At 46.6% G+C, this 13,190-nt stretch carries 13 protein-coding genes; 7 read left to right on the forward strand and 6 right to left on the reverse strand.

Features of this window, described 5'->3' with window-relative positions; genetic code table 11:
- The first annotated feature begins 68 nt into the window (after positions 1 to 68).
- A complete protein-coding gene (gene rplL / locus H6F63_RS11470; protein ID WP_190637440.1) occupies positions 69 to 467 on the forward strand; it encodes a 50S ribosomal protein L7/L12 in 399 nt (132 codons plus the stop codon).
- A gap of 304 nt (positions 468 to 771) precedes the next feature.
- Here the strand turns inward: rplL and H6F63_RS11475 are convergent, their stop codons facing one another.
- Positions 772 to 1,236, reverse strand: coding sequence for a DUF2141 domain-containing protein (locus tag H6F63_RS11475; RefSeq protein WP_190444496.1), 465 nt, complete (start codon positions 1,234 to 1,236; stop codon positions 772 to 774).
- Between the two features lie 78 nt (positions 1,237 to 1,314).
- Positions 1,315 to 2,844, reverse strand: a complete 1,530-nt coding sequence (gene radA, locus H6F63_RS11480) for a DNA repair protein RadA (RefSeq protein WP_190637442.1) — start codon at positions 2,842 to 2,844, stop codon at positions 1,315 to 1,317.
- Between the two features lie 263 nt (positions 2,845 to 3,107).
- Here radA and rpaB point away from each other — a divergent pair, with 263 nt between their 5' ends.
- The 4 genes from rpaB (at position 3,108) to H6F63_RS11500 (ending at position 6,420) form a co-directional block, all read left to right on the forward strand.
- Positions 3,108 to 3,836, forward strand: a complete 729-nt coding sequence (gene rpaB, locus H6F63_RS11485; RefSeq protein WP_190422928.1) for a response regulator transcription factor RpaB — start codon at positions 3,108 to 3,110, stop codon at positions 3,834 to 3,836.
- Positions 3,837 to 3,917: 81 nt separating this feature from the next.
- Complete coding sequence (locus H6F63_RS11490) at positions 3,918 to 4,589, forward strand: cofactor assembly of complex C subunit B (RefSeq protein ID WP_190637444.1); 672 nt, start codon at positions 3,918 to 3,920, stop codon at positions 4,587 to 4,589.
- A 69-nt stretch (positions 4,590 to 4,658) separates the two neighbouring features.
- Complete coding sequence (locus tag H6F63_RS11495) at positions 4,659 to 5,198, forward strand: DUF456 family protein (protein ID WP_190637446.1); 540 nt, start codon at positions 4,659 to 4,661, stop codon at positions 5,196 to 5,198.
- A 118-nt stretch (positions 5,199 to 5,316) separates the two neighbouring features.
- Positions 5,317 to 6,420: an acyl-CoA desaturase gene (locus H6F63_RS11500; protein ID WP_190637448.1), complete on the forward strand. Its 1,104-nt coding sequence runs from the start codon at positions 5,317 to 5,319 to the stop codon at positions 6,418 to 6,420.
- 248 nt (positions 6,421 to 6,668) lie between these two features.
- Here H6F63_RS11500 and rfbB read toward each other — a convergent pair whose 3' ends face one another.
- Positions 6,669 to 7,868: a dTDP-glucose 4,6-dehydratase gene (rfbB, locus tag H6F63_RS11505; RefSeq protein ID WP_190637450.1), complete on the reverse strand. Its 1,200-nt coding sequence runs from the start codon at positions 7,866 to 7,868 to the stop codon at positions 6,669 to 6,671.
- A 70-nt stretch (positions 7,869 to 7,938) separates the two neighbouring features.
- Here rfbB and H6F63_RS11510 point away from each other — a divergent pair, with 70 nt between their 5' ends.
- The gene (locus H6F63_RS11510) at positions 7,939 to 8,523 is read left to right on the forward strand and encodes a CatB-related O-acetyltransferase (protein ID WP_190637452.1); all 585 of its coding nucleotides are present in this window, start codon (positions 7,939 to 7,941) and stop codon (positions 8,521 to 8,523) included.
- A 52-nt stretch (positions 8,524 to 8,575) separates the two neighbouring features.
- Here the strand turns inward: H6F63_RS11510 and rfaE1 are convergent, their stop codons facing one another.
- From rfaE1 to H6F63_RS11525, 3 genes are all read right to left on the reverse strand, one after another.
- Positions 8,576 to 9,583 carry a D-glycero-beta-D-manno-heptose-7-phosphate kinase gene (gene rfaE1 / locus H6F63_RS11515; RefSeq protein WP_242019674.1) on the reverse strand — a complete coding sequence of 336 codons (1,008 nt, stop codon included), beginning with the start codon at positions 9,581 to 9,583 and terminating at the stop codon, positions 8,576 to 8,578.
- A gap of 93 nt (positions 9,584 to 9,676) precedes the next feature.
- Positions 9,677 to 11,341, reverse strand: coding sequence for a TonB family protein (locus H6F63_RS11520; protein ID WP_190637455.1), 1,665 nt, complete (start codon positions 11,339 to 11,341; stop codon positions 9,677 to 9,679).
- A gap of 232 nt (positions 11,342 to 11,573) precedes the next feature.
- A complete protein-coding gene (locus tag H6F63_RS11525) occupies positions 11,574 to 12,293 on the reverse strand; it encodes a precorrin-2 C(20)-methyltransferase (protein WP_190637457.1) in 720 nt (239 codons plus the stop codon).
- 27 nt (positions 12,294 to 12,320) lie between these two features.
- Between H6F63_RS11525 and H6F63_RS11530 the strand changes: the two genes are divergently transcribed.
- Entirely contained in the window at positions 12,321 to 13,022 is a 702-nt protein-coding gene (locus H6F63_RS11530; RefSeq protein WP_190637588.1) for an alpha/beta fold hydrolase, read from the forward strand.
- Positions 13,023 to 13,190: the final 168 nt, after the last annotated feature.

Raw genomic sequence — 13,190 nt, forward strand, 5'->3', positions numbered from 1 at the left:
TAAAGTCAAGGGCGAAGGAAGTCCGCCTGCGCGGACTTCAAAAAAATCAATTTTACTGGAGTTTATTCATGTCTGCTACAACCGATCAAATTCTCGACCAACTCAAATCACTGACTCTATTGGAAGCTGCTGAACTCGTTAAGCAGATTGAAGAAGCCTTTGGCGTGAGTGCTGCTGCACCCGCTGGCGGCATGATGATGATGGCTGCTCCTGGTGCTGGTGGTGGTGCTGCTGCGGAAGCAGTGGAAGAGCAAACTGCGTTTGACGTGATTCTGGATGATGTTCCAGCTGATAAGAAGATTGCCATCCTCAAGGTTGTGCGGACTATCACTGGTCTGGGTTTGAAGGAAGCTAAGGATTTAGTGGAATCCACTCCTAAGCCAGTTAAGGAAGGCGCTGCCAAGGAAGAAGCTGCTGATATCAAAAAGCAGCTGGAAGAAGCTGGCGCGAAGGCTACTGTTAAGTAAGATTTGCGTTCCACCCCATAAGCGCCGACGACTAAAGGATACTGTTGACGGCTTCCGGATAAGATTTCTCTCCTAATAGGGGAGGTTCCGGTTTCCGCAAGCCTTGTAAGGATTGCGGGGCCAGGGTTAGGTTGTTACGCCAACAGAATCCTGAAGTCAAGGGCGAACAAAAGAAGTCTTGCGTTGTGCGAGATTAATGACTCTCAAAGCCTGCAAAAGCAGGCTTTGTTTGTGTCACCCCAAATAGCTGTAGTTTACGCAGATTTGGGACTTTGAGCTTCTAAATGACCCTATTGCTCTGTATTTAACTATTGATCGAATATTTCATCATAATCTTGATATTGGTACTTTCTCCGGCAACAATTAACAGCGCTTCTCTATATTTGGCGGGTGCTGTGCCGACAAAGGGGTTATTAGAAAATCCAAATCCTTCTGCGGGAATACCTAAACTGTCTCGGTTTAGTTTTTTGTCTCCGTTCTGGTCGTGGTATACCGAGACAGCATAGCTGCCATATTTCAAGCCTCCTAACGTTACGGTAAGAGGACGTTTTGTTATTGGAAAACACTGTTTTTTAACAGCTTTTTCCGAATCGCTGGGAAATCCTCTGCTACCAGAAAAAATATTGAGACAAACTTCGCCTTGTTGATTGCGTAAGCCTTCGATTTCAATATTAATCTTGCCTGTGTTCTGCGCGATCGCGTTCTGAGTCAGGGCGATGCAGCCTAAAACGGAAAGTACAAGGCCGCCAATCTTTATTTGATTTTTCATAACACTCCTCAAGTCATTAGTTAATCGCTAATTGAATTATGGCTTTTGAAGAATTAGCCATAATTCAACTAACATCTATCAATCTTCATCTTCTTCCAGCATTTCTTCATCAGCATGATGTTGAGGCGGAATTGCGGCAATGATAGCATCTATCACTTTTGCCACCGGGATAATTTCTAAACCGAGTTCTGGGAACTTTTGCCCTTTGGGAACAATGGCTTTTTTAAAGCCCAATTTAGCTGCTTCTTTCAGCCGTAGTTCCATTTGGGAAACTGCTCGAACTTGTCCGCCTAAGCCGACTTCACCGATTAAAACGGTGCTGGGATCGACAATGCGATCGCGAAAAGAAGCAACCACTGCGATCGCCATTCCTAAATCTACCGCAGGTTCTTCTACATTCAGCCCTCCGGCAGATGCAACATAAGCATCTAACTTAGATAAAGGTATGCCGACTCGTTTTTCCAAGACTGCCAAAATTTGCAGCAGTCGGTTATAGTCAACGCCAGTCGTAGAGCGCCGGGGAGAACTGTAGCTAGTGGGACTGACTAAGGCTTGTAACTCTACTACAATCGGGCGAGTTCCTTCGCAGGCGACTACCAAGGCTGTACCGGGAACTACTTCGTCACGGTTGCCTAAAAATAGCTCCGAGGGGTTAGAAACTTCTCGCAGTCCCCGGTCGATCATTTCAAAAACGCCGATTTCGTGAGTTGCACCAAAGCGGTTTTTTACTGAACGCAGGAGTCGGTGAGAAGCAAAGCGATCGCCCTCAAAATAGAGTACGGTGTCTACTAAGTGTTCCAAAACTTTTGGGCCTGCGATCGCACCCTCCTTCGTTACGTGTCCCACAATCAACAGCGTGATATTCTCGCCTTTTGCCACCTTCATCAGCGCCGCAGTACATTCTCGCACCTGAGCCACTGAACCAGCCGCAGAAGTCAGAGACGGTAAGTAAATGGTCTGAACGCTATCAATCACCGCCACATTCGGTCTTAGAGCTTCCAACTCCCTGATAATCTCTTCTAAATCCGTTTCCGCCAGCACATATAAATCCGCAGCCGCACCAGGGATCGATTTCACAGGAGCCTCTACAGATACAGTAGGCTCCACCTCGACAGATGCGCCACCATTTTCTTCTTCATCCGGATTGGTGTTTGCGACACCCAAGCGAGAAGCCCGCAGCTTCACCTGTTGTCCCGACTCTTCCCCACAGACATATAGAATGCGATACCTCTGCGCCAGCTGATTCGCCGTTTGCAGCAGCAGCGTTGATTTACCAATCCCAGGATCGCCACCAATCAACACCAAAGAGCCAGGAACAATTCCCCCGCCCAGTACGCGATCTAATTCGTCATAGCCAGAACTCCATCGCTCCTGATGATTGTCGGTAATTTGCGCGAATGTCAGAGATGCTCTGGCCTGGGGGATTTTGGCGGCTGATTTGCCGTTGCGCTGCGAACTCTGCAAACCCCGACTGGGATGGGAAGCAGACTGTGGCAAGAACTGTTCTTCTAGAGAGTTGTAGGTGCCGCAGGAGGGACACCTGCCAAACCATTGTGAAGCTTCTGCCCCACATTCGTTGCAGACATAGTTGGTTTTAGGCTTTGCCATTTTTAGGAACTATAGGCTACAGCTAGGAGCCAGGAAATAAAGTTGGTAGAGACCCAAATTTTGCCTCTGCCCAAAGTCTAACGTCCAAACTCAAATATTTATTGTTAAAGAATCTTAATATTACGTAATATTAAGAAAGTATGAAAAGCTGTAACAGTGCGAATTTCAGCCGTTACAAACTGACTAAATTGAATGATATCTTAATGTAATAGCACTCAAATTTACGATTAGAAATCGGACTTAAGGAAGGAGCGTTCACGAGCTTGGAAAGCCATAAAGAAAAAATCCTGGTAGTTGACGACGAAGCCAGCATCCGCCGCATTCTGGAAACACGCCTTTCCATGATTGGCTACGATGTCGTGACTGCTGCCGATGGAGAAGAAGCACTGGATACCTTTCGCAATGCCGAGCCTGACTTGGTAGTTTTGGACGTGATGATGCCAAAGCTCGATGGCTATGGCGTTTGTCAGGAATTGCGGAAGGAATCTGATGTGCCAATTATTATGCTAACTGCTTTAGGTGATGTTGCTGACCGCATCACTGGATTGGAGCTGGGAGCAGATGATTACGTTGTGAAGCCCTTTTCGCCAAAAGAGCTGGAAGCACGTATCCGTTCGGTGTTGCGACGAGTGGATAAAACTGGGGCAACTGGTATTCCTAGTTCTGGTGTCATCCATGTGGGGAATATCAAAATTGACACCAATAAGCGACAAGTTTACAAAGGCGATGAGCGAATTCGGCTGACCGGGATGGAGTTCAGCCTGCTGGAATTGTTAGTCAGCCGTTCTGGAGAGCCTTTTTCCCGTTCTGAGATTTTGCAGGAGGTTTGGGGTTATACGCCAGAACGCCACGTAGATACTCGCGTGGTGGATGTACATATCTCGCGGTTGAGAGCTAAGTTGGAAGATGACCCCAGTAATCCGGAGTTGATTCTGACGGCACGAGGCACTGGCTATCTGTTCCAGCGAATCATTGAGCCAGATGAACTGTGAATTTGAAAAGTTGGAAAGTTGGAAAGTTGAAAGTTATTCAAACTTTTAACGCTTCAATTAACCTTCAACCCTTAAGCAAGTATGGCTAAACCAGATCAAAATCAGGTTTTGCGGCAGCTGCCCATTGTTGTCGGTGGGTTGGCGAGCGTGCTGCTGCTGATTAACCGTTTGTTGACACCCCAGCTAACGGAATCCCAAGCTCGTTCCGATGCGCTGGGTGTGATTATTAGTGCGTTGCTGATTTTGACGGGTTTATTATGGCAGCAGGTGCAGCCGCGATCGCCTGATGTTGTTGAACTGATCGGTAAGGAGGGGTTTGAACTAGCGCCAGACTTGCCGGAAGCAGTGAAAACAGAGTTGGCTTGGGCTTCGCATCTGCTGCTGACCAATACGGTGACGCGATCGCTTGTCGTTTGGTACGAAGGACAAGTGCTATTGCGTCGGGGTATCTTGGGTGTCAACCCGGAAGTAAAACCGGGAGCGATTTTGCAGCGAGTGCTGGAAAAACAAAAGCCAGTTTATCTAGTGTCGCTAAAGATATACCCTGGACAGATTGAATTTGACTATCTTCCAGAGAATACCCAAGGTGTAATCTGCCAGCCTATAGGCGATCGCGGTGTGCTGATTTTAGGTGCTAATGCTCCTCGGAGTTACACCAAGCAAGATGAAAACTGGATAGCTGGGATTGCCGAAAAATTAGATTTCACTCTCAGCTCTCATTTAGATAATGCTTATAAAGTCCCCAGCGAATAGAATTCGCGGCTATACCAGGCATCTTTATAAACACCCTTCTTAAAAAATGTCGCAACCCCTGGAATTAAAATGTCCCTACCACTTCTTTATTGGCTACTTGTTGCTGTCATGGTTGTTGGCATTGTCGGCGCAGTGGTTCCCGGCATTCCCGGAACCAGCTTGATTTTAATTGCCATTCTAATCTGGGGAGCCATTCAAGGTTTTAGTACTGTGGCTGTGCCGCTGGGCGTTACTATCGTGGTGTTAATCCTGGGCATTGGCATTGATTTCTTCGCTAGCTATTTGGGGGCGCAGCGAGCTGGCGCTAGCAAGTGGGGGCAAATTGGTGCCATTGTCGGTTTGGTGGTCGGTTTTTTGGGATTATTGCCCGCTTTCCTGGTCGCAGGGCCATTGGTGGGGATTCTGGTTGGGCCATTACTGGGGGCAATTATTGGGGAATTTCTCTATCGCCGCGACTTGGAACTAGAGCCTAGATTTAAGCTTTCGCTGAAAGCTGGTGTGGGCATTGTGGTAGGTTCGCTGATTGGGAATGTGATTCAGGGATTGTTAGCGATCGCCACAGTTGTCGTTTTCCTCTTCACAACTTGGCCTTTTGCTGCTGGAGCATAATAAATTTAGTAATGTATGTCTTTAGGGCAATCTTAATAGTTTTCCCAGATTTTTGGCTGCATCGTCATCGTAAAAGACGTTATACTGTTACGGTTATTTGTGCATAATTGGTTACTGAATGCAGTCAAAAGTCACTTTCTCAAAAGCAGTTGGATTCAGAAAAGAACTCAATCGAAGAGTTGAAGCTTATTTTGAATCGGAAAGTATTAAACAGCGAGATAATTTCGCCATGTATTTCAAAGGCGTAATTTGCCTAACATGGATGATTTCCACTTGGGCATTTATTATCTTCGTACCTAGCGATTCATGGATTAAACTCCTTGGATGTGTAGTTCTTGGAATTTCAATGGCGGCAATCGCCTTTAATATTGGGCATGATGCTAATCACGGTGGTTACTCGAATAACCAAAATGTTAATAAGATACTCAGTTTAGCTACCGATTTATTAGGAGTCTCCAGTTATTTATGGAGATATCGTCATAATGTTCTTCATCATACTTATACAAATATAGTTGATCATGATGTGGACATAGATGGTGAAGGCTTGGTGAGAATGTCTCCCGAACAGGAGTATCGATGGTTTCACCGCTTTCAGCAGTTTTACATTTGGATACTATACGGGTTTGTACCTCTTCATGGATTTATCTATGATTTCTATGTTCTGCTAATCAAGCGCAACTACATTAATCATGGAATCCCTACACCGAAAAAGAGCGATTTAATAACGTTTTTTAGCTTTAAAGCTTTTTGGGTAGCCTATGTTATAGGTGTACCTTTAATGTTGGGATATTCGCCAATCGAAGTAATTTTGGGTGTTGTTACAACTTACATGACGGTTGGTGTAATTATGGGTTTTGTATTTATACTTGCCCATGTAGTAGACACAGCAGATTTCTTAACACCATCTCCTGAGACAGGAAGAATAGATGATGAGTGGGCGATTTGCCAAGTACGCACCACAGTAGATTTTGCCCCAAAGAATCAGGTTTTAAACTGGTATCTCGGCGGTTTAAACTTTCAAGTTGTTCATCATCTTTTTCCCCATATCTGCCATATTCATTACCCGAAACTAGCAGAAATTGTCGAAGAAGTATGCGGTGAATTTGGAATTGAATATAAGGTTCATGAAACATTAGCCGAAGCGATCGCTTCCAATTACCGTTGGTTGAAGGCAATGGGAACTCCGCCTAAAATGGCTGAGGCCACCAGTGGGGTGAGTTAAGGTTGGATGTAGGACGATCGCTTTACCTATAGCGTTTCTCAGTTAGGTGGAATGTATCGCGGTTCTGACATTTTGTTACATTGGTAGGGACATGGCATTGCCATGTCCCTACCAATGTATAGCGCCCAACCCTTGAATTGCTATAGTTACTTCCAGCTCCGAAATTAGTAAATTTGTAGATTAAGTTTAGCCTACTCAATCTCGTTAATCTAATACTTATCTTTAACAGAGAAATTATTCCTATAAACCTATAATACGTAAACTTGGTGATAGTATTCCTGATATTCTTCAGACAGCAACGGTTCCCACCAATCGCGGCGAGTGAGATACCATTGAACGGTGCGACGCAAACCAGCTTCAAGAGTTACAGAAGGTGTCCAACCTAACTGAATTTTTAGTTTAGTGCTATCAATTGCATAACGCCTGTCATGTCCTAGTCTATCCTTAACAAAAGTAATCAAATTGCTAGAGGGACGCACTGGTAAATCGGCAGCTAATTCATCCATTAGCTGACATAACATCTTAACTAAGTCGATATTTTTAACTTCGTTATTGCCACCAATGTTGTAAGTTTCGCCTATTTCTCCGCGATGAATTATGATATCCAAAGCTTGACAATGATCGTCTACAAAAAGCCAATCCCGCAGATTCTGCCCATCTCCATAAATAGGTAATTCTTTCCCCATTAAGATGTTGATGCACATCAAGGGAATGAGTTTTTCTGGAAACTGATAAGCACCGTAATTGTTAGAGCAATTTGTGATGATGGTTGGTAGTTTGTAGGTGTGATAATAGGCGCGGACTAAGTGATCGCTTCCTGCTTTGGACGCTGAGTAAGGACTGTTAGGGGCGTAGGGCGTGGTTTCTGTAAAAGGCGGATCTTCGGGCGCGAGGCTTCCGTAGACTTCATCGGTGGAAATGTGGAGGAAAATCCCCCTCTGCCCGTTTGGATAAGCCAAATCGAACGATTTAGAATTCTCTTGTAGGGAACGGGGAATAAGCTCCTCTCCTTGTTGGAGTGAGGTTGGGGAGCCAGCGCCTTGCGGGGGTTCCCCCCGTTGTGGCGGCTGGCGGGGAGACGTTAACCGATGGTGGCGGAAGGCTTCTAATAAAGTGAAAGTGCCAACTACATTGGTTTGAACAAATGCACCTGGGCCTAGAATAGACCTGTCAACGTGAGATTCAGCGGCAAAATGGGCTATTGTGTCGATATTTTCTTCTTGTAGTAGAGTATCAACGAGAGCGCGATCGCATATATCTCCCTGAACAAACCGAAAATTTTTTCCTCCCTCCAAAGCCAAATTACCCAGATTCCCCGCATAAGTAAGCGCATCCAGAACCACCACGCGATCGCTTGGGTAAGCATTACACCAATAATGCACAAAATTGGAGCCAATAAAACCTGCCCCACCAGTCACTAATAAGCTGCGATGGTTTTTTACAGGCATAATTACTTTTAAATACTGATTATTTCAATTTAGTATAATTGCCAAATTTGACATTTTTACTCAGAGCTTTATGACCTATTACGAGTATTTATCACCTTCGTCAGAATGGTTAGCACCAAAAATCGATGATAGTCGAATTACAGTTGGCGATCATACTTATGCCAGCAGTCGGATTAAATTTGCCTTGTGGAACCCCGAAGAAAAAATTCAGATTGGCAAGTTTTGCTCTTTTGCTAAAGATGTGATAATTTTCGGGGGAGGAGAGCATTTTATCTCCAGAGCTACAACATACCCCCTGCAATGGTTTTTATCTGAAACTAAATCTTATGACCGCAATTTAGACGGAACAACTAAAGGCATCACAGTCATTGAAAATGATGTTTGGATTGGCTACGAAGCAACAATCATGTCAGGGGTCAAAATCGGTAATGGCGCAGTCATAGGAGCAAAAGCAGTTGTAGCCAAAGATATTCCTGATTATGCGATCGCAATTGGCAACCCAGCCAAAGTTATCCGTTATCGATTCAAACCCGAAACTATAGCGCGTCTCTTAGCATTACGATGGTGGGACTGGGATATTCAGAAGATAACAGCCAACATGGATTTACTTTACACAAATCCCGACAACTGGCCCCAAGACCTTCACTTCCTCTAAACCCCAGCCAAACCCACCAACCCCTCTCTAAACTCCTCCCTCTCTTGTTGGTTTACTCCTCCTCCAACAACCCCAACAAAGCCGCCTTCATCTCCTCCGGGCTTGTCGTCGCCGTCCCAAACTGACGCACCACAATACTCGCCGCCAAATTTCCCAACACCGCCGCCTCCCAAAAAGAGGCCCCACAAACTAAACCCAACGTCAGCGCCGCCACCACCGTATCGCCAGCACCAGTAACATCAAATACATCGGTACGGTTAAAAGCGGGTATGTGCTGCTGTGTTCCATCACGGTCAAAAAGGCTCATTCCCTCCTCACCGCGAGTAATCAGCATTTGCTTCGCCTGCGTCAAGTTAAGGAGGTCGCGCCCTGCTTGGGTGACGGCTGTGGGAGAAGCGATCGCATATCCCACAGCCTGCTCAGCCTCCGGCAAATTCGGTGTAAACAGCGTTGCCCCTTGGTATCTTTGGAGACTTACTTGGGCATCCACAATCGTTTGCTGATGAGACAACGCCGCCTCAATTACAGGCTGGGTAAACACGCCATCCCCATAATCCGAGCAAACCACAGCATCCACCGTTTCCAGTTGTTGCCGAATATACTCAGCAAGCTGGATCTGTAAATCTGGATCAGGTAACTCATCGGATTTCCGGTCAACTCTTACAATCTGTTGAGTCACCGACTGTCGCGCATGGCCAGAAATCCGCGTTTTAGTTACCGTTGGACGCGGGGGATCGAGTAACATTCCACTCGTATCAATTCCAGCCGTTTCAAAAATCCGACGTAGCGCCTGTCCTTGGTCATCCTTCCCCACCAGTCCAGCCACCTTCACCTGCGCCCCTAGCTTCGCCAAATTATAGACAGCATTGGCTCCACCTCCAGGCACTTGCCGGGTGTTTTCGTGGCGGAGAATTAATACTGGGGCTTCTCTGGAAATTCTTTCTACCTGTCCGGTAAGAAATTCATCCAAAGTTAAATCACCAACTACCAGCACTCGCGCCTGGGTAAATTGATCCAACAAATCGAACAATCGCTTAGCTGAAGACTTCAGCTGAGGCATAAATGAAGCATCCACCATAGAGGAAGTTGCAAAAGTTCAAGAGTTTATTATGCTGTATGTCGCTCTTAAATAAATGCTTAACCCCTGATTCTTTTAATTCTCCGTTGGAGTTGGCGATTCTTCCGGTTTAAACGACTCTTCCGGTTTGGGAGAAGCTTCCGGTTTGGGAGAAGCTTCTGGTTTAAACGACTCTTCCGGTTTGGGAGAAGCTTCCGGTTTAGTAGAAGTTTCCGGTTTGGGAGAAGCTTCTGGTTTAGTAGAAGTTTCCGGTTTGGGAGAAGCTTCTGGTTTGGGAGAAGCTTCTGGTTTAAACGACTCTTCCGGTTTGGGAGAAGCTTCCGGTTTAGTAGAAGTTTCTGGCTTGGGAGAAGCTTCCGGTTTAGTAGAACTTTCCGGTTTGCGCGACTCGTTGGGTCTGCTTAACTCTTCAGGTTTGGCTTCGGTTTCTCGTTTGGTAGAAGTTTCTGGTTTAGTAGAAGTTTCCGGTTTTGGAGAAGCTTGCGGTTTTGACGATTCTGGAGTTCGTGTAGAAGTGCGATCGCGTGGTACAGAACTCACCTGGGGACAACTTTCCTTGTTGTAGTCAAACTTCACACCCACCATGTAAGCTTGTTCTTCACCCGTTGGTTGAAATTTATAGTTCTTAACAACCTCCTGGGCTTTTTTATTCAAGATGCGATCGCCCGAACTCTGAAGCAGATCCGGCTGTCCGATTGGGTTTCCATTAGCATCCGCCAAAGCTGCAACCTTAGCAGTGCCTTCGCGCTGCATGAAGCAGGCATCTTTAGGATAGGTAGCAACGATTGTCATCTCTTGCCATGCACGTTTTCCCCGTTCTGTCAACCAGCGACCAGCTTTTATTTTTCCGTCATTATCACTGGAGCTGATTTCATCTTCTTTAAAATCTTGTCGTAGCAGTCGTTGATCTGCCAGCAGTTGCGGCACCCGCGCCTGCGCTAGCTCTTGCGGGGATGTCCGTTGTTCAGGAGTAGCAGAAGGTTGTGGTTCAGTAGTAGTAGAAGATGGTGGTTGGGGATTAGCAGAAAATTGTGGTTCAGTAGTCGCAGAACGTTGTTCGGGATTAGGAGAAAACTGTGGTTGGGGATTAGGAGAAAATTGTGGTTCGGGATTAGGAGAAGATTGTGCCTCAGTAGTAGTAGAAGGTTGTGGCTGGGAAAAAGGAGGTGGCGGCGGAAGGTTGGAAGGGTCGAACTTGTCAGACTGGACACCAGAGGGCAACCTTTCAGACTGACGAATGCGATCGCGCCAGTCAAACTTCCGGGGATCTGGCGGTGTATAACGAGGTACAGCCGAGGGAGCCGCTGAGATTTTGAAAGAATCCCCCTTTGTCCTTATCTGAGGCGGTGCGCCCGGTATCCGCAAAATATCAGACGGGATTGTTATACTAGGCGGCGGCAAAGCGTCAGCCAGTGATGGATAATTGTTGGGAATATTAGGGATAGGCGGCAGCGCGTCAGACGACGGCGGCGGCAAAGGCGGGAACATCCCGGTTGGGTTAGGAAGAGGCAGCGCTACAGGCGGCGGTGCCAGTTGCGGGATACGGCTTTGTTCTGCCGGAGTTAACTGCACTACTTTGACAGTTCCTCGCGGCTTCTGCTCCTCCGGCTTAGACGATGCAGATAAACTGGGCAGAGTGTATGCCAATAGTCCGTGAAGGCCCACGGAAGCCAAGGCGGCAATCACAGGCGGTTGAGAAACCTTTCCAGGCAGGTCTTTAATGAATGATAGATGGGACATAGCAGGTTTTTTTTACACTCCTCAGCGATGGGATAGGCTGGGAATCAGGTCAAATGATTCGCGCTTATATAGCAGGCGATCGCGCTCTTAAAGATGCACACGCTTTTTATATTAGTTTCAGATTTTGAATTTGAATCTCAATGTTTAAAGTCCAGGGTACCTGAAATCTTAATTTTATTTTCCGGCTCTATAGGGAAGACCGCCGCCAATGCTCAGAAGTTGCCAGCTGCCTTCAATTAGGTGATTTAGTGACTTGGACAATTAATACCGAAAAGTAGGGTAACTTCAAATTAGGGCGAAGTCTTAACCCCGCATAAACCACCTGATCTGGTAATGTTGCTCGTTCCACCACATAAGCTTGCTCCAGCAAATCGCGCTGCTGCAACACTTTCCAAACCTGTTCGTAAACCGAACTCACCTTCATCAGCACCACCACATCTGCCCAATCCAGCACCGCTTCCAATTCTCCTACAGTGTAGAGCGCTGGTAACACAACTAAGCGTTGAGCGCGAATCGTCAAAGGAATGCCCAAAACTGCCGCTGCCGCCATTGGCGAACAAATTCCCGGAATAGTCTGTACCACGACTTTCGGATGCAGTTGTTGCAGCGCCTGCGCCAAATAGGTAAACGTACTGTAGAAACTCACATCGCCTTCCGAGACAAAGGCGACATCTTGACCTAATTCTAAATATTGCCAAACTCGTTCGGCAGCTGCTTGCCAAGCCTGGGTCAAAATGTCATTATCCTGCACGTAAGGAAAACTCAAAGCCAGCTGCACTTGGCTGGAATTGAGCCATTGTGCCACCATCTGCTGAGCCATTCCTGGCTTACCTTGTACGCCTGCGGGAAAAGCAACTATCGGCACTCGTTTCAGAATACCGAGTCCTTTAACAGTAATCAATTCAGGGTCGCCGGGGCCAACGCCAATACCGTAGAGTATGCCTGGTTGCACAATAGAATTTACAATCCAAAATTTAACATCGTGTTGCCTACAGTCATTTTGCCCGGATATTTGGAAGGCGCGATCGCCTACCGTCAACTAGAACAATCTTTACAACAGCTGGGTTTTCCCGCCGTCACAGTCCCCTTGCGCGGTCGGGATTGGTTCCCCACCGTGGGAGGTCGGTCGATGATTCCCATTTTGCGGCAACTCGACCGCACGGTAAAACAAATGTTGCAGCAATACAACGTTTCTCAGATTAACCTAATCGGTCACTCAGCAGGCGGCTGGATTTCCCGCATATATCTGGGAGAAACACCTTACTCGATTCACAAAGATGTCACCGATGACGCTGGACTTTGGCACGCTCACCCCTATGTTGCCACTTTACTAACATTGGGAACGCCTCATATCAGTGGCGAACGCTGGACTAAAAAAAATCTAGATTTTGTCAAAATCAACTATCCGGGAGCCTTTTACCCAAAGGTGCGCTATGTCTGTGTCGCTGGTAAGTCCATCTACGGTGCAAGGCGTCCAGGTCAGTGGCTAGCATACAGCAGTTATAAATTAACTTGCGGAGTCGGTAACACCTGGGGAGACGGGATTACCCCGATTGAAGCTGCTCATCTAGAGGGAGCAACCAATCTGGTAATTGAAGGTGTGAAACATTCTCCCAGAACCCCCGGCATTTGGTACGGTTCCCCAGAGCCTTTCAAGACTTGGGTGCCGTATTTGGCGTGATGCCAGTTTTGAGAAAATGGGTTTCTCAAAGATGAAAGTTGAGAATAATTGTAGTTGGGTTGACGTAGGAAACCTAACATCTGCATGGGTTACGCCATCGCTAACCCATCCTACAAATAATTAATCCCATTTATTGGGTTGGGTTTCCTTCCAAGGGCCAACCTAAAC

The sequence above is a fragment of the Trichocoleus sp. FACHB-40 genome (genome assembly GCF_014695915.1).
Taxonomy (GTDB): Bacteria; Cyanobacteriota; Cyanobacteriia; order Cyanobacteriales; family FACHB-T130; genus Funiculus; species Funiculus sociatus.

Coding starts and splice junctions, on each gene's coding strand:
- rfbB (WP_190637450.1), bottom strand. CDS start 7,868: ATGCCTGTAAAAAACCATCGCAGCTTATTAGTGACTGGTGGGGCAGGT.
- rplL (WP_190637440.1), top strand. CDS start 69: ATGTCTGCTACAACCGATCAAATTCTCGACCAACTCAAATCACTGACT.
- H6F63_RS11500 (WP_190637448.1), top strand. CDS start 5,317: ATGCAGTCAAAAGTCACTTTCTCAAAAGCAGTTGGATTCAGAAAAGAA.
- radA (WP_190637442.1), bottom strand. CDS start 2,844: ATGGCAAAGCCTAAAACCAACTATGTCTGCAACGAATGTGGGGCAGAA.
- rfaE1 (WP_242019674.1), bottom strand. CDS start 9,583: ATGCCTCAGCTGAAGTCTTCAGCTAAGCGATTGTTCGATTTGTTGGAT.
- H6F63_RS11475 (WP_190444496.1), bottom strand. CDS start 1,236: ATGAAAAATCAAATAAAGATTGGCGGCCTTGTACTTTCCGTTTTAGGC.
- H6F63_RS11520 (WP_190637455.1), bottom strand. CDS start 11,341: ATGTCCCATCTATCATTCATTAAAGACCTGCCTGGAAAGGTTTCTCAA.
- H6F63_RS11510 (WP_190637452.1), top strand. CDS start 7,939: ATGACCTATTACGAGTATTTATCACCTTCGTCAGAATGGTTAGCACCA.
- H6F63_RS11490 (WP_190637444.1), top strand. CDS start 3,918: ATGGCTAAACCAGATCAAAATCAGGTTTTGCGGCAGCTGCCCATTGTT.
- H6F63_RS11495 (WP_190637446.1), top strand. CDS start 4,659: ATGTCCCTACCACTTCTTTATTGGCTACTTGTTGCTGTCATGGTTGTT.